21 protein-coding genes are annotated in these 25,576 nt (G+C 48.6%); 4 read left to right on the top strand and 17 right to left on the bottom strand.

The window, feature by feature from the left end:
- Nucleotides 1-29: 29 nt before the first annotated feature.
- The 3 genes from ACFVVF_RS02385 to ACFVVF_RS02375 all read right to left on the bottom strand — a co-directional run bounded on the left by ACFVVF_RS02385 (nt 30) and on the right by ACFVVF_RS02375 (nt 3,873).
- The gene (locus ACFVVF_RS02385) at nt 30-989 is read right to left on the bottom strand and encodes a carbohydrate kinase family protein (RefSeq protein ID WP_387805038.1); all 960 of its coding nucleotides are present in this window, start codon (nt 987-989) and stop codon (nt 30-32) included.
- A 134-nt stretch (nt 990-1,123) separates the two neighbouring features.
- On the bottom strand, nt 1,124-2,188 hold the full coding sequence (locus ACFVVF_RS02380) for a LacI family DNA-binding transcriptional regulator (protein WP_387805036.1): 1,065 nt from the start codon (nt 2,186-2,188) through the stop codon (nt 1,124-1,126).
- Between the two features lie 167 nt (nt 2,189-2,355).
- Nucleotides 2,356-3,873, bottom strand: a complete 1,518-nt coding sequence (locus tag ACFVVF_RS02375; protein WP_387805034.1) for an NAD(P)/FAD-dependent oxidoreductase — start codon at nt 3,871-3,873, stop codon at nt 2,356-2,358.
- Nucleotides 3,874-4,290: 417 nt separating this feature from the next.
- Here ACFVVF_RS02375 and ACFVVF_RS02370 point away from each other — a divergent pair, with 417 nt between their 5' ends.
- Nucleotides 4,291-6,453 (top strand): heavy metal translocating P-type ATPase, encoded by a 2,163-nt coding sequence (locus ACFVVF_RS02370; RefSeq protein ID WP_387805032.1) that lies wholly within the window; start codon nt 4,291-4,293, stop codon nt 6,451-6,453.
- A 511-nt stretch (nt 6,454-6,964) separates the two neighbouring features.
- On the opposite strand, the gene ACFVVF_RS02365 is transcribed toward ACFVVF_RS02370, so the two are convergent.
- A complete protein-coding gene (locus tag ACFVVF_RS02365; protein WP_387805030.1) occupies nt 6,965-7,462 on the bottom strand; it encodes a 2,4'-dihydroxyacetophenone dioxygenase family protein in 498 nt (165 codons plus the stop codon).
- Nucleotides 7,463-7,633: 171 nt separating this feature from the next.
- Between ACFVVF_RS02365 and ACFVVF_RS02360 the strand changes: the two genes are divergently transcribed.
- Nucleotides 7,634-8,602 carry a serine hydrolase domain-containing protein gene (locus ACFVVF_RS02360; RefSeq protein WP_387805028.1) on the top strand — a complete coding sequence of 323 codons (969 nt, stop codon included), beginning with the start codon at nt 7,634-7,636 and terminating at the stop codon, nt 8,600-8,602.
- Between the two features lie 79 nt (nt 8,603-8,681).
- Here the strand turns inward: ACFVVF_RS02360 and ACFVVF_RS02355 are convergent, their stop codons facing one another.
- The 11 genes from ACFVVF_RS02355 to ACFVVF_RS02305 all read right to left on the bottom strand — a co-directional run bounded on the left by ACFVVF_RS02355 (nt 8,682) and on the right by ACFVVF_RS02305 (nt 20,432).
- Nucleotides 8,682-9,602: a methyl-accepting chemotaxis protein gene (locus ACFVVF_RS02355; protein ID WP_387805026.1), complete on the bottom strand. Its 921-nt coding sequence runs from the start codon at nt 9,600-9,602 to the stop codon at nt 8,682-8,684.
- A gap of 240 nt (nt 9,603-9,842) precedes the next feature.
- On the bottom strand, nt 9,843-11,327 hold the full coding sequence (locus ACFVVF_RS02350; RefSeq protein WP_387805024.1) for a phytoene desaturase family protein: 1,485 nt from the start codon (nt 11,325-11,327) through the stop codon (nt 9,843-9,845).
- Nucleotides 11,328-12,524: a glycosyltransferase gene (locus ACFVVF_RS02345; RefSeq protein ID WP_387805022.1), complete on the bottom strand. Its 1,197-nt coding sequence runs from the start codon at nt 12,522-12,524 to the stop codon at nt 11,328-11,330.
- Nucleotides 12,500-13,255: a lysophospholipid acyltransferase family protein gene (locus ACFVVF_RS02340; protein WP_387805021.1), complete on the bottom strand. Its 756-nt coding sequence runs from the start codon at nt 13,253-13,255 to the stop codon at nt 12,500-12,502. Before ACFVVF_RS02340 ends, ACFVVF_RS02345 begins: the two co-directional genes overlap by 25 nt.
- A complete protein-coding gene (locus ACFVVF_RS02335) occupies nt 13,224-13,946 on the bottom strand; it encodes a carotenoid biosynthesis protein (protein WP_387805019.1) in 723 nt (240 codons plus the stop codon). Before ACFVVF_RS02335 ends, ACFVVF_RS02340 begins: the two co-directional genes overlap by 32 nt.
- Complete coding sequence (locus ACFVVF_RS02330) at nt 13,943-14,821, bottom strand: phytoene/squalene synthase family protein (RefSeq protein ID WP_387805017.1); 879 nt, start codon at nt 14,819-14,821, stop codon at nt 13,943-13,945. The genes ACFVVF_RS02335 and ACFVVF_RS02330 overlap by 4 nt, the downstream gene beginning before the upstream one ends.
- Nucleotides 14,800-16,272 carry a phytoene desaturase family protein gene (locus tag ACFVVF_RS02325; RefSeq protein ID WP_387805015.1) on the bottom strand — a complete coding sequence of 491 codons (1,473 nt, stop codon included), beginning with the start codon at nt 16,270-16,272 and terminating at the stop codon, nt 14,800-14,802. Before ACFVVF_RS02325 ends, ACFVVF_RS02330 begins: the two co-directional genes overlap by 22 nt.
- Complete coding sequence (locus tag ACFVVF_RS02320; RefSeq protein WP_387805013.1) at nt 16,260-17,846, bottom strand: phytoene desaturase family protein; 1,587 nt, start codon at nt 17,844-17,846, stop codon at nt 16,260-16,262. Before ACFVVF_RS02320 ends, ACFVVF_RS02325 begins: the two co-directional genes overlap by 13 nt.
- Nucleotides 17,847-17,864: 18 nt before the next feature.
- Entirely contained in the window at nt 17,865-18,830 is a 966-nt protein-coding gene (locus ACFVVF_RS02315) for a MerR family transcriptional regulator (RefSeq protein WP_483875022.1), read from the bottom strand.
- A gap of 34 nt (nt 18,831-18,864) precedes the next feature.
- On the bottom strand, nt 18,865-19,236 hold the full coding sequence (locus ACFVVF_RS02310) for a glycosyl-4,4'-diaponeurosporenoate acyltransferase CrtO family protein (RefSeq protein WP_387808753.1): 372 nt from the start codon (nt 19,234-19,236) through the stop codon (nt 18,865-18,867).
- Nucleotides 19,237-19,352: 116 nt separating this feature from the next.
- The gene (locus ACFVVF_RS02305) at nt 19,353-20,432 is read right to left on the bottom strand and encodes a glycosyltransferase family 2 protein (protein WP_387805009.1); all 1,080 of its coding nucleotides are present in this window, start codon (nt 20,430-20,432) and stop codon (nt 19,353-19,355) included.
- A gap of 337 nt (nt 20,433-20,769) precedes the next feature.
- Between ACFVVF_RS02305 and ACFVVF_RS02300 the strand changes: the two genes are divergently transcribed.
- A complete protein-coding gene (locus ACFVVF_RS02300) occupies nt 20,770-22,272 on the top strand; it encodes a phytoene desaturase family protein (RefSeq protein WP_387805008.1) in 1,503 nt (500 codons plus the stop codon).
- A 176-nt stretch (nt 22,273-22,448) separates the two neighbouring features.
- Here ACFVVF_RS02300 and ACFVVF_RS02295 read toward each other — a convergent pair whose 3' ends face one another.
- Together ACFVVF_RS02295 and ACFVVF_RS02290 are read right to left on the bottom strand one after the other, a co-directional pair.
- Nucleotides 22,449-23,552, bottom strand: coding sequence for an NADH:flavin oxidoreductase (locus ACFVVF_RS02295; RefSeq protein ID WP_387805006.1), 1,104 nt, complete (start codon nt 23,550-23,552; stop codon nt 22,449-22,451).
- 45 nt (nt 23,553-23,597) lie between these two features.
- Nucleotides 23,598-24,635, bottom strand: a complete 1,038-nt coding sequence (locus ACFVVF_RS02290; RefSeq protein ID WP_387805004.1) for an aldo/keto reductase — start codon at nt 24,633-24,635, stop codon at nt 23,598-23,600.
- A gap of 343 nt (nt 24,636-24,978) precedes the next feature.
- On the opposite strand from ACFVVF_RS02290, the gene ACFVVF_RS02285 reads away from it, so the two are divergent.
- A complete protein-coding gene (locus tag ACFVVF_RS02285; RefSeq protein ID WP_387805002.1) occupies nt 24,979-25,566 on the top strand; it encodes a TetR/AcrR family transcriptional regulator in 588 nt (195 codons plus the stop codon).
- Nucleotides 25,567-25,576: the final 10 nt, after the last annotated feature.

Raw genomic sequence — 25,576 nt, 5'->3', positions numbered from 1 at the left:
TAATTCCTCCTCATAATTTGGCTATAAAATTAAGACAATAAAGTGACAGCTTCTCGCGGCGAATGGTCCGACAGAAATGCGGTTAGTTCAGCTAAATCCGGAGACCCCGCGCTGCCTCCGCGCTTTGTAACGGAAAGCGAGCCGCAGGCTGTGCCGTATAGCAAGCAATTTTCCAAGTCATCTCCCTTCAAATAGCCGTAGAGATAGCCGGCATTGAATGAATCGCCTGCGCCTGTTGTGTCCACAACCGTTACTTGGAATGAAGGATGATGCATCATTTTCCCGTTACGTTCTGCGATTACTCCCCCCTCTCCAAGCTTGATGACGGCTGAAGGCGTATGTTTAGCGAAAACGGAAAGGGCAGCTTGGACATCGGATTGGCGTGAATAATGGATCGCCTCTAGTTCATTTGCAAAAAACACATCGACGAACGGAATAATATCGAAGATGCCTTCATACCATTCACCCGTCTCGTCCCAGCCTACATCCATCGATACCGTAAGGCCTGATTGCTTGGCCTTGGTCACAAAGGACAAATATTCTTCGTGATTAGAACGTCCGTTATAGCCGGTTATATGAACATGCCGGACCTTCGTGAACAGCTGCTCTTGCACGTCATTCAGCGTAAACTCCGTAACGGTGCCGTCATAAGTGACAAAGGAGCGGTCCGTCTCCGGGTTAAATGCAACGCTTATGCCTGTACTTTGCTTCTGACTAAACGCAATATCTGTAGCTACTCCATTGCGATTGAGCTCATCAATAATGAACCTTCCGCAATAATCATCGCCAACAATTCCGGTAATGACCGGGCGCATGCCCAGCTTGGCCATGCCGAGTCCGCTAAGCGCCGTTCCGCCTCCGATGTGGAAAGAAATATTCGGAACCCGGATCTCCTGACCGGCATCTGGAATGGCATTGCAGCCGCTAACGACAATATCAATGTTCCCTGCCCCGAGGAGCAGCACATCGTATGGTTTTTCAGCTTTCAAATTGATGACCTCCACGCTTCAATTGTAATCTTATCTGAGAACGTTACCAGACTTAAAAGAAAGGTATACTGTCATTTATTATGATACAATTCTGGCAACGTTATCAGACTTGGGCAAAAGAAAAGCTTGAACCATTACAGCAAGCTTCTCAAGCTGTCTCTTTCGACCAGTTTGTGGCTAAGCACAACTTCCTTAACGCCGGGCGAGCTTCCTTCAATCATCTTGATCAATATATCGACGCTCATCTGCCCGATTTGCTGAATCGGCTGATGCAGCGAGGTTAGCTTCGGACGAACGGTTTCCGTAATGCTGGAGTCGTCGAAGCCGACAACCGATATGTCATCCGGCACTTTCAGTCCATGGTCTACAATGCAATTGAGCGCTCCCACTGCCATATCGTCACTGACTGCAAAGACAACCGTAGGCAATTGCTCGCCTTGAAGAAAGGATTGCATAATGTCATATCCGTCCTTCATCTTGAAATTGCCGAACCGGACCCATTCCGGATTAACGGAGATTCCCGATTCTACAAGTGCTTTCAAGTAACCGTCGTAACGATGCCGGCCAGTCGAAATCTCTTTCGTGTCTCCTCCGATGAAAGCGATTTGCCGGTGCCCCAAGGCAATCAGATGCTTAACCGTATCATACGATGCCTGCATATCGTCAATGTTGACCGAAGGGCAGTCCACCGTTGACCTCGGCTTGGCGCTGCAGAACACAGCTGGCGTCGTCAGAGTTTGAAGAAAACGCTCGATATGCTTGTTCATCTTCTCGTGCATAACGATGATGCCGTCTACCTGCATTTCCTTAAACACATGCAAATACTTCAATTCCTTGTCCAGATTATCTTTGATGTTGCCGACAAGAATGTTATAACGATTCTGGCTTGCCGCTTCTTCAATATAACTGAGCGTGGAGGAGAAAAAGCTGGTTGAAATATCAGATGCAATGACGCCAATCAGATTCGTCTTCTTGCGAACCAAACTGCGGGCGATACTGTTGGGCACGAAGTTAAGATCCTTTATCGCTTGTTGAACAGCCAATCTCACTTCCTGCTTCACGTACTTCCCGTTGTTAAGCACTCTGGACACGGTTGAGATGGAAACGCCGGCTTTCTCTGCGACATCCTTAATATTGACAGCCAGAACGTTCTCCCCCTCTTCTCTGTAATGTCCAACGACTGCTGATTGGATAATCAAAATATATCAAAACGTTTTCAGAGTCGTCAACCCTTTTTTTAAACCTGTCCTGAGCTTCATCCGGAATATGGATTTGCTCCTTCGCCGTATCCCTTGTTTTTCGGCCTTGTTCGATGCTACACGGAAACAAAAGCTGCCATTCGCTCGAATGGCAGCTACAGACTATACTATGACCCGAAGCCTCCTCCCGCATTCGTCACTGCCGCCAGATTCAACAGATCATAGGCACCTTCAAAGGACGGGATAAGCTCATCTATTCTGGCTTGGAACTTCTGCGGATCCGATTCTCCGAGCTCGGCCCGAAGCTTCAGCTCTTCATCGGAGCCGTCATCGTTAAGCAGCACAGCCAGCACCTTTGCATTAAAAAATTCACGAGGCGGCAGTACTAACGAATTCATCATGAACATGGCTCCATACATCGAAAAGTTGTTTTCGACTGCAAGTTTAGTGGCCTTTTTCGTATATAGGTCGATATACTTATGAACAAACGCAACACCCTTCAATGTATCCGTACCGGAATGCTCGACGCCTTTCCAGCGTAAATCCGATATGGAGCTCAGCCACCAGGCAGGCTCTACCGCCCGCTGCATCCGCTCAAGCACACGCCGTTCAAACTGAGGCTGAGGATTGCTGCGCTGTTCTTCTAAGCACTTGCCGATAGTCTCCGCTTCAATCGCTGCTACAGTCATCCCTTGCCCGTAAATCGGATCAAAGCTGCAAAAAGCGTCTCCAACCACAAGCAGCCCTGCCGGCCAATTGTCCATCCGTTCAAAATGATGACGAACCGACTCCTTGACACGATAACCCCTTGGCGCCTGAATCGGCTCCAGTCGGCTTGTAATATCAGCTACCCCGGCTGCCGCTAAATGTCTCAGTCCTTCCTGATGCGCTTCACTATCAGTTGGAGGGTATGGCTCATCACCAGCACTGAACAGCAGAGATCCGGCAATATTGTTTTCGATACGGAAAAGATAGCTTGAGCAAATGCCATTGTCGGGATCTGCATCCGATAAGATGGATCGCCACTCTTTATGTAAAGATTCAGGAATTTTATAATAACGTGTGCTATATCCTAAAGAAACCTTCAATACTTCCGGTTCTGGAATCTGATAACCAAGAGCTTCGAGCCAATTAGCCGTTTTCGAGGAGCGTCCGGCTGTATCCACAACCATATCGGCTGTTACCGAGCCCTCTGTTTTTTGTTCATTGCGTTCTTTGGTATATATGCCTGTAACCGTGTCCCCATTATCGGTAGTGATTAACCCTGTTACCTCTGTGTTACAAAGGAAATGAATATTGGCTACCCGCTGCACACGTTGACGAATAACCCATTCCAGCAAAGGTCTGCTGCTCGAAGCCGTGTTTTTGGGCGGCTGTATAGGGAAACTGCCGTAGCGGTTGGCAAGGATTACCGATTCTTCATCTGACGGATCTGCGCCCATCTCCAACATATCCGCGATATAACCGGGAAAATAACGCCCCAAAATCATATCGCCGCGCGGCAGCACCCGATGCGGGTGATACGATTGCGGTACGCCAACCCGATTAACCGGTTCAGCCGGCAATGTATCTCTTTCAACGATCACAACTTCCTTGTAAAAATCGGATAATACCCGTGCCGCCAATAGCCCGGCAATTCCTGCCCCGATAACGACTGCTTTGCCTGAACCTTGTAATTTTGCCATCTATATCATTCCTTTCGGTCACAGCTAATTATGAATAAGAATATGAATAGTTGCTACTTGCGTTCAACAAATGCGGTTCCCTCCTGCTCTGCTGCTCCTTTCTTCTCTCCTTTCAACCATCAGTCTTCCAGAATTTGATTATACTCGAGCTCATCAACTTTCCCAAAACAAGTTACACATTCATCGTGATTTGCAACTTATTTGAATATATGCACGACCTCATCATCTAATCCGTTTAACAGACTAACTGTTAATGTTAATCATTTTCCCTCTTCTGGTTAAAATAAGGGAACCGATAAACGAACGCATTCCGTCCATCCGGCGTTTAATGTGACTAAGATAAAAGTTTGACATATTCCGGTTACTCGCATATCATATGATCAAGTGCTCATATAATGTTTGAAAAGAGGTTTTCCCATGAATGAATATCGCATTAAAGGTCTCTCTTGTGCCGGCTGCGCCCAAAGAATCGAAGATGAAATTAAGCAATTAGATCATGGGGACGGTGCCACGCTCAGTTATAATTCAGGCAAATTGACGGTTAACCCGGACATTTCCATGAAGGACGTCCATCGCATTTTGAAATCCGACGGGGCGTACATCGCTAATTCTCTTCAATCGGAAGCCCATTCTTCCTCTCATCACCATCAACATACAGACGGAGATCATGACCATGAACATGGCCACGAACACGGCGATCATGATCACAGTCATGCAGACGGCAATCATAAAATGCTGAAATTGCTCATTGCATCCGGAGTATTGTATGGAGCTGCCCTATTACTAGACGGCGTACTCGATAAGCCGTTTCTCATCACCCTTTATTTATTGGCCACCGTTATTAGCGGCTACACGACTTTCTTCCGCGGCTTGAAAAATCTAATTAAGCTTAAATTCAATATCGACACGCTAATGACCATTGCCTTAATCGGAGCCGTAGCCATCGGAGAATGGAAGGAAGCTACCCTAGTCGCCATTTTATTTGGACTGAATGAATTGCTGGAAGGCTTCGGCATGGAGAAAGCCCGTCGCTCGATGGAAGCTTTACTGCAAGTTGCTCCGAAAGAAGCTTTAAAAATCGTAAATGATCAAGAAATCATCGTTCCTATTTCTTCCTTGCGGGTCGGCGACCTTGTCAAAATCAAGCCCGGAGAAAAGATTCCTTCCGATGGCATCATTACCGAAGGGAAAAGCTCCGTTAATGAAGCAGCGATTACTGGCGAGTCGCTTCCGGTTGAGAAAGAGTCCGGAGAGCCTGTCTTCGGCGGAAGCATCAATAACGAAGGACTGCTTATCATTCGGATTGAGAAAGCTTACAGCGACTCGTCCCTAGCAAAAATTCTCCATCTGGTGCAAGAAGCTCAGGAAACGAAGACGCCAACGGAGCTGTTTATCAATAAATTTGCGAAGTACTATACGCCGCTCATTATGATTATTGCAGCTTTAGTGATGATCGTCCCTCCGCTCTTCCTTCAAGGAGATTGGAAAACTTGGCTGTATCAAGGATTGTCCGTGCTCATTGTCGGCTGCCCATGCGCTTTAATCCTTTCTTCCCCGATTGCGATTGTTTCAGGGATCACGCGCACTGCAAGAAACGGAATACTGGTTAAAGGCGGCGTGTTCTTAGAGCAATTGGGCAAAATCGATACGCTTGCTTTTGACAAAACCGGCACTTTAACTAAGGGTGAACCCCATGTCGAGCAGCTTGATATTTATGACGAAGATCGTTTTCTGCAAGTTGCGGGTGCAATTGAAAAATCTTCCTCTCACCCGTTAGCCAAAGCGATTATGAAAGAAATTGACCGAAGAGACCTGTCGATCTTCGAAACCGAGGAAATCCAGACCCTTACAGGAAGCGGCATTAAAGCCCTGATCAATGGTCAGTCTTACTGGTTAGGCAACGAAAAAAGCATTGAGCATATAAGTATACCTTCAACCATTCAAGAACGGATTAAACAGCTGAAGGAAGACGGGCTAACCATTGTTCTTGTAGCAGATGAACAACAAGTACTCGGTATGTTCGGCATCTCGGACGAGATTCGCAAGGAAAGCCGCGCTGTCATTGCAGCTCTTCACAAGCTGGGAATCAAGAACACAGTAATGCTGACAGGAGATCATCAGAAGACCGCTGAGAAAGTTGCAGCTGCAGTCGGTGTCTCGGATTACTATGGGGGATTATTGCCGGAGGATAAAGTAAATCGGGTAAAAGAGCTCTCTTCCAAAGGTATTGTTGCCATGATAGGTGACGGCATCAACGACGCTCCTGCACTGGCTACCGCCCAGCTTGGCATTGCGATGGGTAAAGGTACTGACAGCGCGATCGAGACAGCGGATATTGTATTAATGCAGGACCATTTAGGCAAACTTCCAGGTGCGATCTCTCTCGCCAAACGCGTTAATCGGGTCATTCGATTCAATATCATCGTATCGCTTGGCTTGAAAATTATTGCGCTTCTGCTGACGATTCCCGGCTGGCTCACCCTATGGATTGCCATTCTGTCGGATATGGGAGCTACCATATTCGTTACGCTGGTCAGCTTGACGATCCTCATTGAGCGGAATAGAACGGCTTCGAAATAGACGAATTAAGAAAGGGCAATGCGCGGATACGTGCATTGCCCTTTCTTGGGCTGTTCGGGATAAGCTACACTCCTCCTCCGGTGCCACTCTACCGTATAAGGAGGAACCTTTGCGCGTGCTTGCCCATATTATTAAGTGCTTTTTCCCACAATCAAGCCAGCTAAAGACAGACTTCCATCGTCCCGATGGATGATTCAACTACCTCATACAAACTTCTTGACGCTGACTGACCTGCGATGCGATGTGTAACAAAATGCAAAAGTGCAGGCTGATTAGCCGAAAATCGCCCAAAATAGCCTTCAAAATGTAAAAGTGCATTTGAAATCGCTCGATTTCACGCTTTAGAGGCCTATTCGGCCAATCAAAATGCACATTTGCATTTTGAAGCCGTAAATCATCGAAAAAGCGGCGAACAACCTGCACTTTTACATTTTGACTTGCTGCAGCCCAGCAAACTTAACTCGAAAGCACACAAGTGCTGCCGCGGTCTAGGCTATATTTTCGGCCAACTTCAATAAATCAAGTCTTCCCGCCATTCTATTCCATTCTGTTTACAAAACTCCCTATACTTATGTAACACGGTATAAATATCATCTTGCCCCGTGATTCTGTTGTCTTCATCAAAGTATTGAAGAGCTCCGCTTAATATGAAGAGCGTCACCACTTCTTCGTCCTCTGTTACTAGCGTATGAATATCACCAGGCGGTTCAAACACGAAGGTGCCTGGCCCCGCAATCCAGTCACGCCCCTCATATTTCCAGCGCCCTTGAATATTAAAACCAATAACGGACCCGCCTGTATGCCTATGTTTGCCCAACACCTGATTACTCTTTATTTTGAACAAATAAATCCATGTTCCTGTGTTAAGATCGAAACGCAGCGGTTTAAAGTAACAGGAATGATTTTCTGTGAACGGTACCCATGGCAATTCATCTGTGTTAAATATTCGTTCCGGCAATTGCAGCTTTTCCGCAAGCTGTATGACGGTTTCATTAATAAGTTCATTCATGCTCTAATCACTGACTCCCTCTACTCATGTTTATACTTCTATTCGTAATGCAGAGGGAATCTCCTTTATTTTCATTTCGGTTTTATGCTACTATTCACATTAACGTAACCTGCCTTATTTACTAACAATCGGACTGCTCTTCTTGAAGAGCCTAACTACAATAAAGGAAGAATGAATACCATGAACTTTTCTCAACTAACATCTGCCATAGAGCCTGTGGATCTAAGGAGCTGCTTAATCAGCCGAGACGGCCACATGGTGTATGAGTACTATCGCAATCAACAGATTGCGAATCAAACGGCCAAAGTGAACTCTTGCACAAAAAGCATTCTGTCGGCCCTTATTTGCATTGCAATGGATAAAGGGATACTCCCGGAAGCAGACACTCTAATTACTCAGTTCTTCCCTCAGCTGCTGAATGACCCTGATGCCCGGAAACGGGAAATTACGATCGAGCATCTCTTAACGATGACGTCTGGATTCTCATGGACTGAGTTCGGCGGACAAAAGTCATTTCCGCGTATGACGCGTTCAAGCCATTGGGTCGATTTTGTATTGGAGCAGCCGTTAGCTGAAGCTCCAGGAACCCGGATGGAGTACAGCTCCGGCGATTCTCAGCTGCTATCGGCCATTCTAGTGCAAGCTAGCGGCAAAACAACTGCCCGCTTTGCTGAAGAGGAGCTTTTCGGCCCGCTGGGTATTGATGACTACACTTGGGAGGCCGATCCGCAAGGCATTCATACAGGAGGATATGGCATGCGAATGCGCCCTTCCGACATGCTCAAATTTGGACAGCTCTACCTGCAGGAAGGACGCTGGGAACAGCAGCAGCTTATTTCCCCAGAACGAGTTCATCGTTCCGTACAACCCGCCATCCCTGCAAATCCGCCAAACTTCGGCTTTTACGCATGGCATTGGTGGACACATACATACCGTGAGGACAACGCGATGCAACAGTTGGACTCCTCCACTACGCCAGCGATCCACTACTATTACGCCAGAGGTTATGGGGGACAATTCATTTACATCATTCCATCGCTGAAGATCGTTGTCGTCACCACTGACGATAAGCGTAAAAAGGAACGGCATCCTGCCAATGTGTTTCTTGACTTTATCGCGCCAATGCTGTTAAAGGCATAGTTAGCACCATAGAACAACACAAAAAAGCCGCATTTCTGCGGCTCTCTTTGCTCGTTTCATTTGAAACAGTCCATCTGCTCTAAAGTAATTGAATGACATGCTCCGCTTTTGAATCCAACTGCTTCGCAGAAGACATTACACTGGCGAAGTCATCCATCGCCACTTTAGTTTGCCTTTGGCTTTGCCCGACATGCTCTTGAATTTCCTTGGTTCCTTTCGAAATATTTCCGATCTCCTTCGTAATGCCTTGGATACTGTCTCTTATTTCCGTAATCGAATTGGTTACCATCACAGACAGCTTTTTCACTTCTTTGGCTACTACGTCGAACCCCCGGCCATAATCGCCCGCATGTGCAGCTTCAATAGCTGCATTAAGCGCAAGCAGCTGCGTCTGTGAGGCGATATCCCGGATCGTTTGCACAACGCCCTGTATAGACTGAGCCTGTTCCTGCAAATCTGCCAGCGTGGCAGTATTGTTGGCGGAAACTCCGGCTATTAAGGAGATGCTGGACAGCAGCTCCTTGCTACGCTCAATTCCCATTTCAGCACGTTGATTCAAATGAGCCGACATTACCTTTAATTCATCGACTACCGCGCTTATATGGTTTTGGCGATTCGTAATGTTCGTCGCAATCTTGGTCACTGCAATGATGTTCTGGTTCAGCTCATCATAAATGGGCATGTAGGTAGCTTCTAGCCATACGACATTGCCTTTGGCATCCTTGCGTTCTATTTTATCCTGAAAGCTTCTCCCTTCTAAAATACTTTGCCAGAACTGCTCATACTCAGGGCTATTCACAAATTCATAGAAACAAAACTGCTGATGCAGCATTCCGTACATTTCTTCTGCCTTATAACCCATCGTACTGGCAAAAATCTCATTGACATACGTAACACGGCGTTGGAGATCAAACCGTATAAGCGCCACACTTTTTTCCATCTCTCTTAGAACAAATTTATTAATCTCTGCATTGTTAATAGCTCCATCTACCGCTTCCAAGCTTCTCTTCCCTCCGTATCTGAATAACACCTATGGTGCTATAAATTAGATTTGAATCATTTCTGAAACTGTGAGGAAAATGTTAAGACACGTTGTCACAAGCTACTACTGCTTACGATATAACCATTCCCTTAAAGGGGCTGCTGCAAAAATAATTAGTACTTGACTAAAAGTCGCTTGCCAAACAACGTTATCGCTCTTGCACCCTCTTTTTACAGATTATTTCAATATTTAACTTCCTTAAGCGTCAATGATTGCTTCAGCGACAATTTGGCCTGACAATGTAACCATTGGCGTACCGCCTCCGGGATGCGTCGTACCGCCTACGAACCACAGGCCTTTAATTCTGGAACGATTGGAAGGGCGGAAAAAAGTTTGGCCAGCCGAATTAGAGGAAATACCATAGATGGCGCCCCGGTAAGCGGAGGTGTCCTTGTGAAGCTGCTCAGGCGTGTATAGTGCTTGAAACTCTAATTTGGATTTCAGTCCCTTGATCCCTCGCTGCTCCAGCTTTTCCATTAAAAATTCACTGTAGGCAGCCTGCTGCTCCCCCCACTTCCAGTTATCCGAGAGATAAGGCGCATTTGCCAAAATGAACAGATTGCTTGCACCTGCGGGCGACATGCCTGCTTCAGAACGGCTAGAGTTGCAAATATAGATGGCAGGATCGAGCGGCGCTCTATGGTTGCGGAAAATATCGTCGAACTCGCTGCCATAGCGTTCTGGAAAAAAGACGGTATGATGTCGCAATTGCTCATACTGTTGACGAACACCGGCCAATAGGACAAAGCCTGACAACGAAGGCTCATAGGAATGAATTTTGGCATCGCTCATATCAGGACGCGCCTGCTCCCCCAATAGCTCCTGATTCACAGCAAGCACGTCGCCATTCGCCAGCACAAGCTCCGCGGCATAATCTCCTTGATCGGTCTCCACACCCGAGACGCGGCCTCCAAGTGTAACAATGCGCTGCACCTTAACCGAAGTACGGATATCGACGCCAAGTTCAATGGCGAGACGCTGGAACGCCTCGACAATGGCGTAAGTCCCTCCACGCACGCCATATATGCCGAGCGACGATTCCAGATGCGGCAGCATGCCAAAGATAGCGGGGGCCCGCATCGGCTCCGAGCCTACATAGGTAGCATAGCGCCCAAATAGCGCAAGCGTGTTGGGATGCTTGAAATAACGCAGGAGCAAGCTGTTCAATGTGGTGAAAGGCCGGACACGCAGCAGCGCCTTCAGCAGTCTAGGGTCTGCTTTTACATTCCAGCCTAGCAGCAGCCGATTCATAAAATGTTTTTCCGCACATTCGTATAAAAGTGCCGACTCTTTCATAAATAAGCGGTATTGCCGCGCATCGGACGGGCTGTATGCCGCAATCTGACTCTCTACCTCTTCCCTATTGCTCGTAAGATCTACCGTATTTCCGTCAGCGAAAATATTACGAGTCCCTTCGTCCAACCGATAGAAGGTAACATAATCTTCCATCTGTTTACCTGCAGCGTTGAATACCCGCTCAAACGCATTCCGCATCGTAATCGTACTCGGTCCGCGATCAAAGCTATAATCCCCAAGCTTGATCCGCTGCAGCTTGCCGCCAACGCTATCCTGCTGCTCGATTACCGTAACCGAATAGCCTGCAGCTGCTAACCGGATGGCAGCCGATAAGCCTCCAAAGCCGGCACCGATGACAATAATTTGCTTTTTCGTCCTGGATCCCATTTAGGAGTATCGCCGTCCTTTCCACCAATAGCCCTTTCCGCTGAACGAGGCATGCCAAGAAGCTGTCGCGATCGCAATCAGCGCCATGATGCCCGCGGGCAGCAGCATAGCCATCCCAAGCGGCTGTCCGCTGCTGCGGTCAACCGCAAGCTTGATAGCCGTACCAATCAGTGTGCCTGCCAGCGACGGAAGCAGCAGTCCGGATACGGAAGCCGGGACAAAGCCAATCAAGAGCAAGACGAGAAGCAGCATCATCGGGGGCAAAATATACATCAAGCTATAAAACACCAAAACCGCCGCAAGCAGCAGGCTGTTTCTGCCCATGCCTGCAAAAATATTCTTTTTATAACCGTTCCATACTCCGGGTGCATCCTGATACATTCTCATCGATACATACGGATGAATATTAGCAAGCGTAACCGGCAATCCCGATTGTTTCACCGCCCGGGCCAGCTGCATGTCATCGACCATATGCGATTTGAACGACTCATGGCCGCCGGTTGCCAGATAACTATCGGCATGGATGAGCATAAACGCCCCATGAGCGGCGACAAACATCGGATTAGCCGAACGGCGAACCAGCCGGATCGGCAGATGGCATGCAATGGTGAACGTCATTAGCGGTACGATTAGACGCTCCAGCCAAGTTCCCGTTTCTTGATGCGGAAAGCCGGTAATTAAGCCTCGCTTCTGGGCTAAAGCCGTATCCATCGCAGCTTCCAGCGCGCCTGGTCCAAGTCTGGTATCTGCATCGAGAAACAGCCACCACTCACCCCTTGCTTCCTTGGCAAGCTGATGACAGGCATGAGACTTTCCCATCCACCCATTTGGAACCGATTCACTGCCTATGATTCGAAAGCGGGGATCACCAGCTGCCGCAGCCTGTGCAGCTTCCGTGGTACCATCCGTCGAATGATCGTCACATACGAGAATTTCGATATAGGGAGACGACTCTGCCAGCGCCGACCGCAGGCAAGGCCCAATATTGCCGGCTTCATCGCGAGCCGGAATGAGTATGGACAATCGTGGAGTGCTGCCCGGTTGATTCTCCGCATTGCCAGAGTCCTCGCCGTTCAGCCAGCGCCGGCCGCTTCCGCTTCTATCTCCGCCCAAACCGGGAAGCTGGGACAGGTTCCACAGCACGAACATGAACTGAAATGCAAGCGCGACAACTATTGCCCAGAGAAATTGAACCATCGTGCCGCCCTCCTCTTAAAGGTGTCAAACGCTTCGCTCGTCGAACGAGTACCGTTAATAAGTGTTCTAAAGCTCTCCAGCGGACGGTCAATCGCATCGATGGCTTGCAAGCGATGGTTATCGAGCTGCTGCTCCAGCAGTCCCTGCAGCTCACTCGCAATTTCTTTGCGTCCAATCGCCTGCCAATCGCGCTGCACCGGCTCCCCGAACCAGAGTGTAACGTCCGGCTTCTGGTTCGAGCCCATCGTATAATAAGCGGTTACCGGCTGCACAACGGCATTCGGGCAGCGTTCTAGTATGTAGCCGATCCCGCTCTGAAAAACAATTGGCCGCGTCTCCAGATGATAAATATCCCCTTGGGGATACACCCACACGCTATTTCCGCTCTTCAGCAATTCAATAGCATATCGTAATGATTGCAATATGCCTTGCAAGCTCTCCTTGTCTATTGAGAATGCGCCAGCTCTGCTGAAAAACCGGTATCGTGAGAGCTGCTTCTCATCCATCATGAAAAAATGCCCCTGCTGCCCGGCCATCCGCACAGCTTGATAAACGAGCAGTCCATCCCACCACGAGCTATGGTTCATTATAAAAATTACCGACCGTTCTAGATCGGGCGCTTCAATAGTTCCCCGTATCGCAAGCCGATGAAAGTGTCGCCGCAGCAAGTAATGCTCGTTATACCGGCTGAGCAGTTTTTCAAACCATTTGCTTTTTCGAGCTGGAATCATATCGGAGCACTCCTTCTGCCACAAGCGCCCCCGCCAATGCTACCTGCATGGGCACATACAAGCCTTCTTTCAGTCCCAGCAGCCCGAACATCAACAGCATGAGCTGTGTCAATCGCACCGCCTCCCGATAGACAGGCACAGGGACATCCCGAACCGGGAAGAACAAAGATAAGCTAGCGGAGATGAGAAACCAGCTGATAAAATTGCTTGCAGGTACGCCATAGTAACCGCCTTCCCCTTGCCAAATCCAAAATTGGCGCGCATACGCCACCGGGTCTAGCACCAAATCAAAGAAAACAGTCCACATTCCGGCCTGAAGCGCCCTGCCCCATTTCGAACGTCCACGCGCAAGCAATATCGCGGTCAGCAGCACGCCGACCCAAGCACAAGCAATCGTGAAGGGTACGCCTCCCACTTTAAAACCCAATACCGATGTATACGCATACTCGCCAAACGGCCATCCCGTCTGAACGCCTGCCCACTCTATGCCGAATGTCAGCAAGCCGACGAGCGCTATGCGCCTCCATCTTACAGTTGCCCGCTCACCAAGCTTCCCTTCAATACTAGCCGCATAGACAGCGAATAGGACGAGAAACATTCCGTTAGAGAAGGACAACGCCTTCGGCACCCCGATCGTCAGCATCAGGATCAGCCCCACTCCATACCAGAATAAAAAGAGAACCCGGATCATTGGGAGACCGCTGCGATTGCACCTGGATTGTTTAACCAAGAATGCTTACGCTTTACTTCCGCATAAATACGCATTTTCGCAATAGGTCCGACGAAGGTGCGCTGCGCATATACCTGATAGCGCTCCTTCTTAACCACATTCAAAATTTCCATGTAAAAGCGCGCGGCGAGCTCAACCGAGAATGCGCTCTCTTTAGCATACGAATTCAAATCTCTTAGCCCATAATTGAACCAGCGATTCGCCAGCTCATCCAATTCCTGAATCATGCCTTGAAAAGCGGCATCCACCTTCCCTTCCATAAATGCAGATTCGTTGTAGCCATGGCGTAACATCAGCTGTTCGGGCAAATATCGCCGGCCGCGGGCTTTATCCTCGCCGATGTCGCGGACAATATTGACAATTTGCATCGCTTTGCCCAAATAAATGCCCGATTCAATGACAGATGGCGCAGACGGATGGTCGTGCAGCACAGGCAGCAGCATTTCGCCAACCGTACCGGCAACCAAATAACAATATTCCTCCAACTGCTCCATGCTCGTGTAGTGGGTAACGACCAAATCGCGGCGCTGCCCTTCCATTTGCTTAAAGAACGGATCTTTGCTGAGCGGAAAATGGTCAAACAGCCACCGCAAGGAAGGCCAGATAAAGTGTCCAGCGGCTTCATCCAGCCCGATCAAATGCCGTTCCAGCTCATCGATTGTATAGTGGCTGCGCTCAGGCTCATCGACGGAATCGTCAATCATCCGGCAAAAGGCATAGATCACGAATACAGCTTCTTTACGCGGGCTCGGCAGTAAAGAGAATGCACTATGAAAGCTGGATGATCCTTTGCGAATCATCGCTTCACAGCTTGCTAGACAGGTTGAGAGGTCCACAGCGATTCCTCCTTGATTAGATGGTCAGCCAATAGCTTGGCTCCTTGCATGACGATCGGGATGCCGGCGCCGGGGTGAACCGATGCGCCTACGGCATACAAACGATTAATAGCATAAGGAACGATCTGGGGACGGAATACGGCCGATTGTCCCAATGTGGGTGCAATACCAAAGCTTCCGCCAAGATAAAGGCCGTCCGCTTGCGCATCCTGCGGAGTACGAATGCGCATCCACGCAATGGAATCCCGCAAACCTGGAAAACCTCGGCGCTCGGCTTCCGCCAGCACATGGTTCACTAAATCCTGCTGCTCTTCCTGCCAGTTTATCCTCCCGACTGGCGGGACAGGAATGAGAATATACATGACACTTTCCCCCTCCGGCGCCGCTGTTTCATCGATGGCAACGGGATTAAATAGATAGAACGAGGGATCGGAAGGAATGCGATCCTCGAGAAAAATTTGTTGCAGCCCTTTCTGCAACGATTCCGGCAGAAAAAACTGGTGAGCGGCCGTGTCAGGCCATCTCTGCTTCAAGCCGAGATAAACGAGCAGGCAGCCGGAGGATGGCTTGAATCGCTTGGAAGTCGGCCGTTTGTCCTCCGGCAGCAAGGGAGCCAAGCCTGGAAAGTCGCCATTATACACGACCGCATCATGATAGGTAATTCCATTGTCTGTTATTACGCCGCGGCAGCTCTTCCCTTCAAGGACGAGTTCATGAACCCGAGTATTCCGATGAATCGCAACGCCCCGCAACTTCAGCTCCTCCTCCATAATAGACACAAGCGAAGCATAGCCTCCCTTTACATACCACACGCCAAATGCATGCTCGGCATAGGGCAGCAAAGAATAAAGAGCCGGAGATTCGAAGGGTGCTCCTCCGATGTACAGCGTCTGCAGCGAGAAAGCATCGACCAGACGTTCATTTCGGAAATATTGGCGCGCAAGCTGGCGGACGCTTGTATATGCCTTCAATTTAGCGAGCAGGCTTAGGTTGCGGAAAGTATAAAACTCTTTTCTACGTAAAAAGGGACGGTCGAGAAAAGCTTTTTTTCCTTGCTTGAAGTTTCCCTCCATATTGCGAAGATAACGGCGGTATCCTTCCCCTTCCCCGGGAAACAGCCTCTCGATCTCTTCAACCTGCTTCTCTGTATCCCGCCACTTATGTAGAACGGTGCCATCTGCATAATGGATACGATACAAAGGATGGCATTCCACCAGCGGTATACGCGACCTCTCGATGCCCGCTTCCTCCATAATGTCCAAGATCATTTCCGGCAGAAGCACGATTGTAGGTCCTTGATCGATCTGATAACGGCCGTTCGTTTCAAAGGCCAACCGCCCGCCTAGCTTATCGCTTTTCTCGTAAATCGTGACCTTGCCGCCACGATGGCTCAGCTGCAGTGCTGTCGTCAGGGCACCCACGCCGCCGCCGACGAACGCTATTTCCTCCATAAGGCAGCGCCCCTTCCCTTTTGCTTATGAAAACCGACTGCAGCTCTTGAGCGCTTCCGATCAACTACGGAGCCCGCTACGCGAATCTTGTTACGATAGTCCTGCTCCATTAAGAGGCGGACGCTGATTCGCGCCGACTCAATGATCGTCGGCAATCCGCTGCCGGGATGCGTGCCTCCCCCAACGAGCCAGCAATTGTCAAATTCCTCGAAGCGGTTATGCGGCCGAAGAATCATCATTTGATCCAGCGTATGGGCAAGATTAAATGTTGCCCCTTGATAGATATCGTATTGATTTTGCCAGTCGAGCGGCGTGATCGACATCTCGGTTTCGATATGAGAGCTGATTCCGCGCATTTCCGGCTCTTGTTCCATACGGCGCAGCATCGTATCGCGAACCAGCTTCTCTTGCTCCTGCCAATCGACAGATCCGGTCAAGTTGGGAACGGGCATCAGTGCATACAGCGCACTGCTCCCTTTCGGAGCAAGAGTGGGGTCGACTGCGCTTGGATTATGAATATAGATAGAAGCATCCTTGGACAACACTTTATCTGTCATAATCTCTTTTACATTTTGACTATAGTCCCCTGAAAACATCACCGTATGATGCGGCATCTTTACTTCTTTATTAATACCTAAGTACAGCATGTAGGTGGAGCAGGAATATTTCTTTTTGGCCAGCCTATCCGGTGTGTACTTCTTCAATTCGCCGGGGGCAAATAGCCGGTTCATCGCAGCTGCGAAATCTGCGTTAATTATGACATGATCCGCGTCAAGCTCGTCTCCGCTCTCCAATTGAACGCCAACTGCTTTGCCTCCGCGGGTTAACACCCGCGAAACACCAGTGGACAACGCGATGGAGCCACCATATTCTTCAATTACCCTGCCCATAGCCTCACATATACGGTTCACGCCCCCAACTGGATGGAATAAACCGAATTTATGCTCCAGATAGGACAAAATCGTAAATGTCCCCGGGCATTCCCAAGGCGACATACCCAAATACTTGGCTTGAAAGGAAAAGGCAAACTTCAATCGTTCATCGTTGAAATATTTCGATAGCCGCCCATACACGCTATCTGTCAAATGCAGACGAGGCAGCGCAGCGAACAGATCACGCGCCATAAAATCTGCGGCTTTGCCGAATGGGCGTTTTAAGAGCGGTGAAACGACATTGAACTTCTTTTCTTCTTCTTTCATAAAGCGCAGGTAGCCGCTGCCGTTCCCGGGAAACCGTTCTTCAATCCGGTTTACCATCTCCTCTGTTTGCGTTGTCGGGGTAAAGCGGACATCTCCGAATTGCAACCGATACAAAGGATCGAGCTCAATAAGCTCCAAATAATCATCCATCGATCGTCCTGCTGCTCTAAACAACTCTTCCAACAAAGCCGGCATCATTAGAAAAGTCGGCCCGCGGTCAAACTTGTAATCGCCCATCTGCAATCGTGAAGTACGCCCTCCAAGGTAAGGCTGCTTCTCATAGATAGTTACTTTGTATCCTTGACTGCTTAGCAGCATCCCTGCCGCCAATCCCCCGGGTCCGGCGCCTATGATCGCTACGTTTCCTTCGTTCATCTCTCATCCTCCTCTTCTCTAGTTTCCGGCTGCCAAGCTTAACTTTGCATACGATTTCATCATGGAATCAAACCATGGCCCCCAGCCTTCGCTGACTCCCCCGGGCACAAGCCATTTGGTATAGTTGTCTCCTGCAGCCGAGAATCCTCTCCCCCCAAATGCATACATCAGGTGCGGAAACGACTGTCCCAGGCAATCGATAACTTTCAAAGCATCAGGCAATAGCTGCGGGTCTTGGATGGACATACAAACTAAATCGATTTCCCTTTCATCAATAATTTGGGCAATTCCGTCATCAGGCGTATTGGGACCCAGATAAATAACATCCAATCCCTTAGATCTTAAAAATAATGAAAACAATAACAGTCCTACATGATGCAACTCTCCTGAAGGGCAAAATGCCAACGCAATCGGCATCCGCTCATCGATCGGGAAGGATTGGAAAAAGCCGTAACAGCGTTGAGAAATAAATTCGGTAATAAAATGCTCCTGGGCAACTGTCAATATGCCAGTCTCCCAATCATGACCCACTTGCATCATCATCGGTACCAAAATCCGGCATATGGTCGTCTCATAACCGAACATTGAAAAACTCAAATCTAATTCGGCCTTTGAAGCTGCGGTCTGGTATGAACGAAGATTTGTATAAAGCCTCTCCATTGTGCTGTTGTGTATGTCCGTCGGATAGCTGTCAACTGAACGAAGGCCAGGCGAAATGTTATTCTGCACTCCAGAAGGAGCTTCGAGCTCTGATGGGGATATTGCAGCAGCTTCTACCCTCGAGCAATTATCACGGATTTGTTTTAATTGAAGCGCTGCCTGGCTGATGGTCATACCTTCTTCATATACTTTCGCTTTTAACCATCTTAAATCTTCAATGTTCTCATCGGAGAAAAGGCGGTAGCCGGCTTCCGTTCGCGTAGGAATTACGGCATGATAACGAGTTTCCCACGAACGAATCGTCACCGCCGGTATATCAAGCAATTGGGATATATAACTGATCGTATACACTGCTGCATCACTCTCTACTTTTATAATGAAATAAAATTCGCTCCAACCTTAAACGGTTATAGCGTTGAACCATTATAAACGGAAGGTTCGCAATCACTCCATAACCCACCATTAACCACCCGAATATCTGCTCGTTCCATAGGAAAAATAGCGGGGCGGGAACCATGGACAACCAATGCGTCCATTCTCCCCTACGGGCTTCCAGAGCAAATTTATCGTAATAGCTTGGATCACGGGAGCTTAGTCTCTTTTTGGAAAATCCTTTTTTGAAAAGTCCGCTGCCCTCCGGCAGTCTATCCTTCCACAATTGAATGCAAATTTTGCTATAAATCGTCAGTTCGAATGAAATACGAGGTTGTAAAGCTGAGTAAGGAAGCATTCTAGCGAAACATCGGTCTGGCAGCTTCAGACAGAAGTAGGATACGCCCAGATGAATGACCAGCCATGCGCTGGTGTTGATTATAATGGTCCATGCGGGTGTTGGCGTCCACAATCTCACAGTCGGCTGCGCTCCTTCTTCGTCGATAGCGTACGCCCTTTCCATTGCACCTGTCCGCCTAGAAATGTCTGTACCCATGACCAGACAAAAATATACAGGAAAATCAGCAGCGGAAGCGGAAAGAAAAACGCCGTTGTTAGTCCAAACGAGCCCGCCCTTCGAAGAAGGGGATATAGCTGAATTACATAGGCCAGGTATACGACTTCCCCGAGTATGGCATCGGAATAAACCGACACCTTGCACCAAAGCAGAATAGCAGAGACGTAGCCGCCAATCCAAAGCGCAATAACGATCAGGCGAAGCGGTGGTGTCGCTGCTGCACCTGAGGAGAAGCTTTTGCACCAGCCTGAAATGAGACTGCGAATGCCATCCGGATACATCCGGAAAGAAATCAACCCTTTGCCTCGATAATTATGTACAGGTTTGCCCATAGCTTGGAATAATTGTGCCAATGCATGGTTTTCGAGCACTTTGCCGCTCACTGCTTGATGGCCGCCCGATTGAAAATAAGCTTCCTTGCTGCACACGATACAGGGTCCAAAACCGCCTGCTCGGCCGTCATTGGCATGAATCGAAGCGAGAACAACCAGATTGCAAAAGGCCGATAGCTTCTCATAAAGCTTAATCATGCGGTGATAAGGCTGTACAGTGAGCAATCCTTCATCTGTAGCAATCTTATAAGCAACAGTCAGGCGCTCTAGAGCCTTGCTATGCAATACGGCATCTGCATCTATAAACACTAATAAATCGCCGTTTGCATAGTTGGCTCCGCTCCAGCAAGCCCAGCTTTTTCCAAACCAGCCTGAAGGAAGCTGTCCTGGCGTTATGACGCGAGCACCAGCCTGCAAGGCAATATCCGCTGTGCTGTCCTCAGAGCCATCGTCCACAACGATCACTTCAAACTGACCATAACCTTGTGCAGCAAGCGAGTTCAGCAAATGACCAAGATTAGACGCTTCATTACGCGCAGGAATAATAACGGATACGTAAGGAAGCATATTGGGTTTGCTTATTACCTCATAAGTGTTGTTGCTTACAACTAACTCGGCCATATTCAACTTTCCGGTTTGTTTCATAAACAACCAGCCACTCAACCAACCAACAGCAATAACTAACAAGGTTGTGATCATCTTATCAACCACACATAGCCTTTATGCATTTGCATTCCTACTTTTTCCCAAATTATGGTTAGTTCACGTTTTCAATTATTCCCCAATGGTTATAATTTTAAAGTAAAGCTTTTCTTGTCTCTTCATTAAAAATCGAACCAGCCTTTGTTTCGAATATGCTTGCATATAGATTGTACAACGTTTACCCAACGTTGTGCAATCTATATGCAAAACGAACGGAATTGTTAACACCACTAGCACCCCAATTGTAAAAAAATTTTTAATTGTAGAAAGGAAGAGTAAAATGGGCCAACAAATCGTCGTAATTGGCGGAGGGCTGGGTGGACTGTCCGCAGCAATCCGACTGGCATCAGACGGCAACCATGTGACGGTACTCGAGAAGAACGAACGGGCCGGAGGCAAGTTAAATATTCGAACCGGCAAAGGATACAGCTTCGATACAGGACCTTCGATCCTGACGATGCCGTGGGTATTGGAGAAGTTATTCGCCGATGCCGGCCGCAAGCTTGAGGATTATCTAACTTTGGTTCGCGTAGAACCGCAGTGGCGCACTTTTTTCGAGGACGGCGTATCACTGGATATTTCAGGGGACTTACCGACGATGCTGGAGCATTTGAACCGTATTTCTCCCAAGGATGCCGCCGGCTTCTTCAACTATTTGCATTACTGTCAGCAGATGTATGAGCTGAGTACGAAGAGCTTCTTCGATAAAAGCCTTTCCGGCTTGAACGACCTGCGCAACCTTCATAGCCTGAAGGAGCTGTTGGCGATGGACCCGCTGCGATCCATGCACAATAGCACGAGCAAGTTTTTTACCGACAAGCATTTGCGTCAATTGTTTGATTTCTTCATTATGTATATCGGTTCTTCGCCATACGCTGCCCCTGCTGTCCTCTCTCAATTGGTTCATGTGCAGCTGGGGCTCGGCATCTATTATGTGGAAGGCGGCATGCATCATATCGCTTCGGGCATGCTGAAGCTGTTGGACGAGCTGAACGTGGAGGTGCGAACCCAATCAGAGGTTGTGCAAATTAATATCAAAGGGGCGAAAGCTACGGGCGTCACACTGCAGGACGGCACCGTTATCCCTGCCGATCTGGTCGTCTCCAACATGGAAGCGATCCCTGTCCATCGCAAGCTGTTGAACCAGCATCCCAAAGCGGATACGACGTTGAAGAAACTGGACAAGTATGCGCCTAGCGTCTCAGGGCTTGTCCTGCTATTAGGCGTGGACAAGCAATATGAGCAGCTGCTGCACCATAATTTCTTCTTCTCGGAAAATCCTGACAAAGAATTTGACGATATCTTCGTGAAGGGCATCGCTTCAGACGATCCGACCATTTACATCGGCGTCTCCAGCAAATCAGATCCTACACAAGCGCCAGCTGGCAAAGAAAACTTGTTCGTGCTGACGCATGTCCCTCCGCTTCGTCCGGGCGAAAGCTTCCAGCACATGCAGGAACAGTACCGTGAGATTGTACTGAACAAGCTGGAGCGGATGGGCTTGCAGGACATACGGGCGCATATCGAGTTCGAGTACCGCTTTATTCCCGATGATTTAGAGCGCTTGTACGGCTCTAATGGCGGCTCGATCTACGGTGTCGTCACCGACCGCAAGCTGAACGGCGGTTTTAAGGTGCCTAGCCAAAGCGAGTTTCTCGACAACTTGTACTTTGTAGGCGGCTCGACACATCCTGGCGGCGGTGTGCCGATGGTCGTATTATCCGGCCAATTGACGGCCGATCTGATAAAGGACAGAGCGTCAACCGTGAAGGAAGCTCTGTAAAGCCAATTCCGTTAAAGTGAAATACCACTGCTTGAACGTAAAAAAAGAGACCGTATGCTGCTTTGTACAAGCGGCCGGCCTCATGAGGACAAGAAAAGCGGCTGTTCCCAGACTTAAAGGGAGACAGCCGCTTAATATAATATTCAGACATATGTCTGGTTCTTTCCTGTCAATTATTAATAAAGCTTGGCTGCCGACTCTCTGGTATAAGGAATAATCTCCTCATCCCGGCCAGTACGAATTTTCTCCGCCCATTCCGGATCAGCGAGCAATGAGCGGCCTACAGCTATAAGGTCAATTTCCTGGCTGTCCAGCTTTTCGATCAACGTCTCGATCTTAGAGTCTTCTGAATGCTGCCCAGTCATATCTACGTTAAGTCCGACAGAGCCTACGGTAATAACCGGCTTGCCGCTTAATTTCTTCACCCAGCCGGCGAGGCTCAAAGGCGAGCCCTCGAATTCCGGTTCCCAGAACCGGCGTGCCGAGCAGTCGAATATATCTACACCGGCCTTGACCAGCGGCGTCAGAAACTGCTCCAGTTCCTCCGGCGTGCGGGTAAGCTTGGCCGTATATGCATCTATTTTAAATTGCGAAAAGCGGAGCACGATTGGAAAGTCCGGTCCGACAGCCTTGCGGACCGCCTCAACAACCTCAACTGCAAACTGAGTCCGTCCTGCAATATCGCCGCCATAACGGTCCGTCCGTTTGTTGGTAGCTTCCCAGAAGAACTGGTCGATCAGATATCCATGCGCGCCATGCAGCTCCACCCCGTCAAATCCGATCCGCTTTGCATCGGCTGCTGCCTGTGCATATGCTTGTACGATATTCGCAATTTCCTCTTCTGACAAAGCTTCGCCTGTCAGGTTTCCAGATACATCCAGTCCAGATGGACCTACTGGCAGCACTTCCGGATTAAATACAGGATCCCCCTGCTTTCTGGAGGTTCCCACATGCCACAGCTGAGGAATAATTTTGCCGCCAGCCTCGTGAACTTCCTTCACAACTTGAGCCCATCCGTTCAAGGCAGCTTCACCGTGAAAGGTCGGGATATTATCATGATTAGAGGCAGCAGGATGGTTAATGGTCGTTCCTTCCGTAATAATCAGTCCCGTACCATTCGCTGCACGGCGGCGGTAATAGGCTGCCACATCGGCACCTGGCACTCCGCCAGGGGAAAAGAATCTCGTCATCGGAGCCATCACAATCCGATTTTTAACATTAATTTGCTCCGTTGAAAATGGCTTAAATAAGGAATGATGTGCTGTAACGTTAGTTGTCATTAGAATGCCTCCTGAATTAAAAATGTATTTGTTGTATATATCCGTTTAAATACGGCGTCTTTTATCCGCAGCAAGCCAATTTGGAATCCAGCCGCGCTCCAGATCATCAATCGTTTTGCCCGGAGGCACAACGGCATCGATCGCATCAAGAGTATCGGCCGTCAATTTGATCGTTGAGGCGTGAAGCGAATCATGCAGCTGCTCCAATGTGCGCGGACCAATAATCGTAGAGGTAACCGCCGAATGCGCTTGGGTAAAAGCCATCGCCATATGGTTCAGCGCCAGACCCGCATCATTGGCAATCAGCTGAAGTTGTTTGATCAATTCAAATTTGATCTGATTCTCTTCACGTGTCGGGTCGACAACTTTACCCAGCATATTCCCCTTGAACTTCTCGGCCCGCGAGCCCTCTGGAGCCTTCTGGCCTTGTGTATATCTGCCGGACAGCAGTCCTCCGGACATCGGGCTCCATACGAGAATCCCCTGTTCATACTTGCGGGCCGCTTCCAGCACATCCAGCTCAATTCCCCGGTTAATAATTGAATATGGCGGTTGTTCGCTGGAAAAGCGGAGCAGATTGCGGCGGTCGCTAATCCACTGTGCCTCTGTTATTTGCCAAGCCTGAAACGTGGATGAACCAAAATAGCGGATTTTCCCTTCCCGCACCAGATCCGTAAGTACATCGAGCGTTTCCTCCAGATCCGTATCCGGGTCAGGGCGGTGAATCTGATACAGATCGATATAATCGGTTCCAAGCCTGCGCAGACTATTCTCTACCGCGCGTTTAATCCAGAGCCGGGAGTTGCCTCTTTCATGAAGTCCTTTCCCCATCGGATTGCCCACTTTAGTTGCCAGTACAATTTGATCCCGGCGGCCCTTCAAGGCTTTGCCGACGATCTCTTCAGAACGGCCAGCTGAGTAGACATCCGCCGTATCGATAATGTTTACCCCTTTTTCCAGAGCGGCATCAACGATACGAATACACTCCTCAACATTCGTATTTCCCCATTCTCCGAAGTTGCCTGTACCTAGCGTATAGCTGCTAATCTTCAAGCCAGTACGCCCCAATACCCGATATTCCATTTGCAACACTCCTCAATATGTTTGATTGTCATGCAAAATGATGTCTCAATGGCGGATTGTTACCCTTCAAACGATCAGCAATCCCCATTAATAAACTCCATTAAAGAATGATCATTCTTAAATTGGTATGCGAAACGGCTTTACGCTTGCTAGGTAGACTATACTCCATTTAAGAACGATCAGTCAAATACTTTTTTTCTAAGCAAGCTTCCTCAAATAACGGCTTTAATTCGCTTTATATGAGTAATAGCTGCTATTTCTTGCACATCCAGATTTTTATTGTTCCAGATTGTTTACTGATCGTTCTTAAACAGGTATGATAAAAGGAAAAAAGGTGACGCAAATGGCAAGACCAAGAGAATTTGATCAGAATGAGGCGCTGGAAAAAGCAATGGAGCTGTTTTGGGCTAAAGGCTATGAACGCACTTCTATTGCTGATCTGGTATCACATACAAATGTCCATCGGGGCAGTCTATACGATACGTTTGGCGATAAGTATCAATTATTTACGGCGTGCTTAGACCGGTTTCAGCGGAATAGCTATGACACGGTATTAGGAATGCTAAGTGGTCCCGGTGATCCGAAGGATTTGCTGAGGGCGTTTTTCGAGAAGATGATTGACCGGGCAATGAATGAAGATGATCGAGGTCTCAAGGGATGCTTTCTAACCAATAGTGCCTTGGATATGGCGTCATTCGATTCTAATATCGCCGGCCGGGTAGCAGCCTTTAATTTGGAGATGGAATCGATATTTCAACGATTGCTGCTGCAGGCACAGCAAAATGGTACTCTCTCTAACAAGCATACGGTACCTGAACTCGCTAAATTTCTCGTTAACACCCGGTATGGTCTCTATGCAATGGCCAAAACAACAAATGACCGCGAAATGCTTCAAGGGGTATGTAGAGTAGCTCTCTCCATTCTAGACTAGATAAATCGGA

Origin of the sequence: Paenibacillus sp. NPDC058174 (assembly GCF_042883865.1) — a bacterium.
Lineage (GTDB): Bacteria > Bacillota > Bacilli > Paenibacillales > Paenibacillaceae > Pristimantibacillus.
This window is presented reverse-complemented; position numbering and strand designations above follow the sequence as displayed.

Bases quoted from the DNA above. Each gene is read 5' to 3' on its own strand.
- ACFVVF_RS02375 (WP_387805034.1), bottom strand. From the start codon at position 3,873: ATGGCAAAATTACAAGGTTCAGGCAAAGCAGTCGTTATCGGGGCAGGA.
- ACFVVF_RS02370 (WP_387805032.1), top strand. From the start codon at position 4,291: ATGAATGAATATCGCATTAAAGGTCTCTCTTGTGCCGGCTGCGCCCAA.
- ACFVVF_RS02365 (WP_387805030.1), bottom strand. From the start codon at position 7,462: ATGAATGAACTTATTAATGAAACCGTCATACAGCTTGCGGAAAAGCTG.
- ACFVVF_RS02360 (WP_387805028.1), top strand. From the start codon at position 7,634: ATGAATACCATGAACTTTTCTCAACTAACATCTGCCATAGAGCCTGTG.
- ACFVVF_RS02350 (WP_387805024.1), bottom strand. From the start codon at position 11,327: ATGGGATCCAGGACGAAAAAGCAAATTATTGTCATCGGTGCCGGCTTT.
- ACFVVF_RS02345 (WP_387805022.1), bottom strand. From the start codon at position 12,524: ATGGTTCAATTTCTCTGGGCAATAGTTGTCGCGCTTGCATTTCAGTTC.
- ACFVVF_RS02340 (WP_387805021.1), bottom strand. From the start codon at position 13,255: ATGATTCCAGCTCGAAAAAGCAAATGGTTTGAAAAACTGCTCAGCCGG.
- ACFVVF_RS02335 (WP_387805019.1), bottom strand. From the start codon at position 13,946: ATGATCCGGGTTCTCTTTTTATTCTGGTATGGAGTGGGGCTGATCCTG.
- ACFVVF_RS02325 (WP_387805015.1), bottom strand. From the start codon at position 16,272: ATGGAGGAAATAGCGTTCGTCGGCGGCGGCGTGGGTGCCCTGACGACA.
- ACFVVF_RS02320 (WP_387805013.1), bottom strand. From the start codon at position 17,846: ATGAACGAAGGAAACGTAGCGATCATAGGCGCCGGACCCGGGGGATTG.
- ACFVVF_RS02310 (WP_387808753.1), bottom strand. From the start codon at position 19,236: ATGCTTCCTTACTCAGCTTTACAACCTCGTATTTCATTCGAACTGACG.
- ACFVVF_RS02305 (WP_387805009.1), bottom strand. From the start codon at position 20,432: ATGAAACAAACCGGAAAGTTGAATATGGCCGAGTTAGTTGTAAGCAAC.
- ACFVVF_RS02300 (WP_387805008.1), top strand. From the start codon at position 20,770: ATGGGCCAACAAATCGTCGTAATTGGCGGAGGGCTGGGTGGACTGTCC.
- ACFVVF_RS02295 (WP_387805006.1), bottom strand. From the start codon at position 23,552: ATGACAACTAACGTTACAGCACATCATTCCTTATTTAAGCCATTTTCA.
- ACFVVF_RS02290 (WP_387805004.1), bottom strand. From the start codon at position 24,635: ATGGAATATCGGGTATTGGGGCGTACTGGCTTGAAGATTAGCAGCTAT.
- ACFVVF_RS02285 (WP_387805002.1), top strand. From the start codon at position 24,979: ATGGCAAGACCAAGAGAATTTGATCAGAATGAGGCGCTGGAAAAAGCA.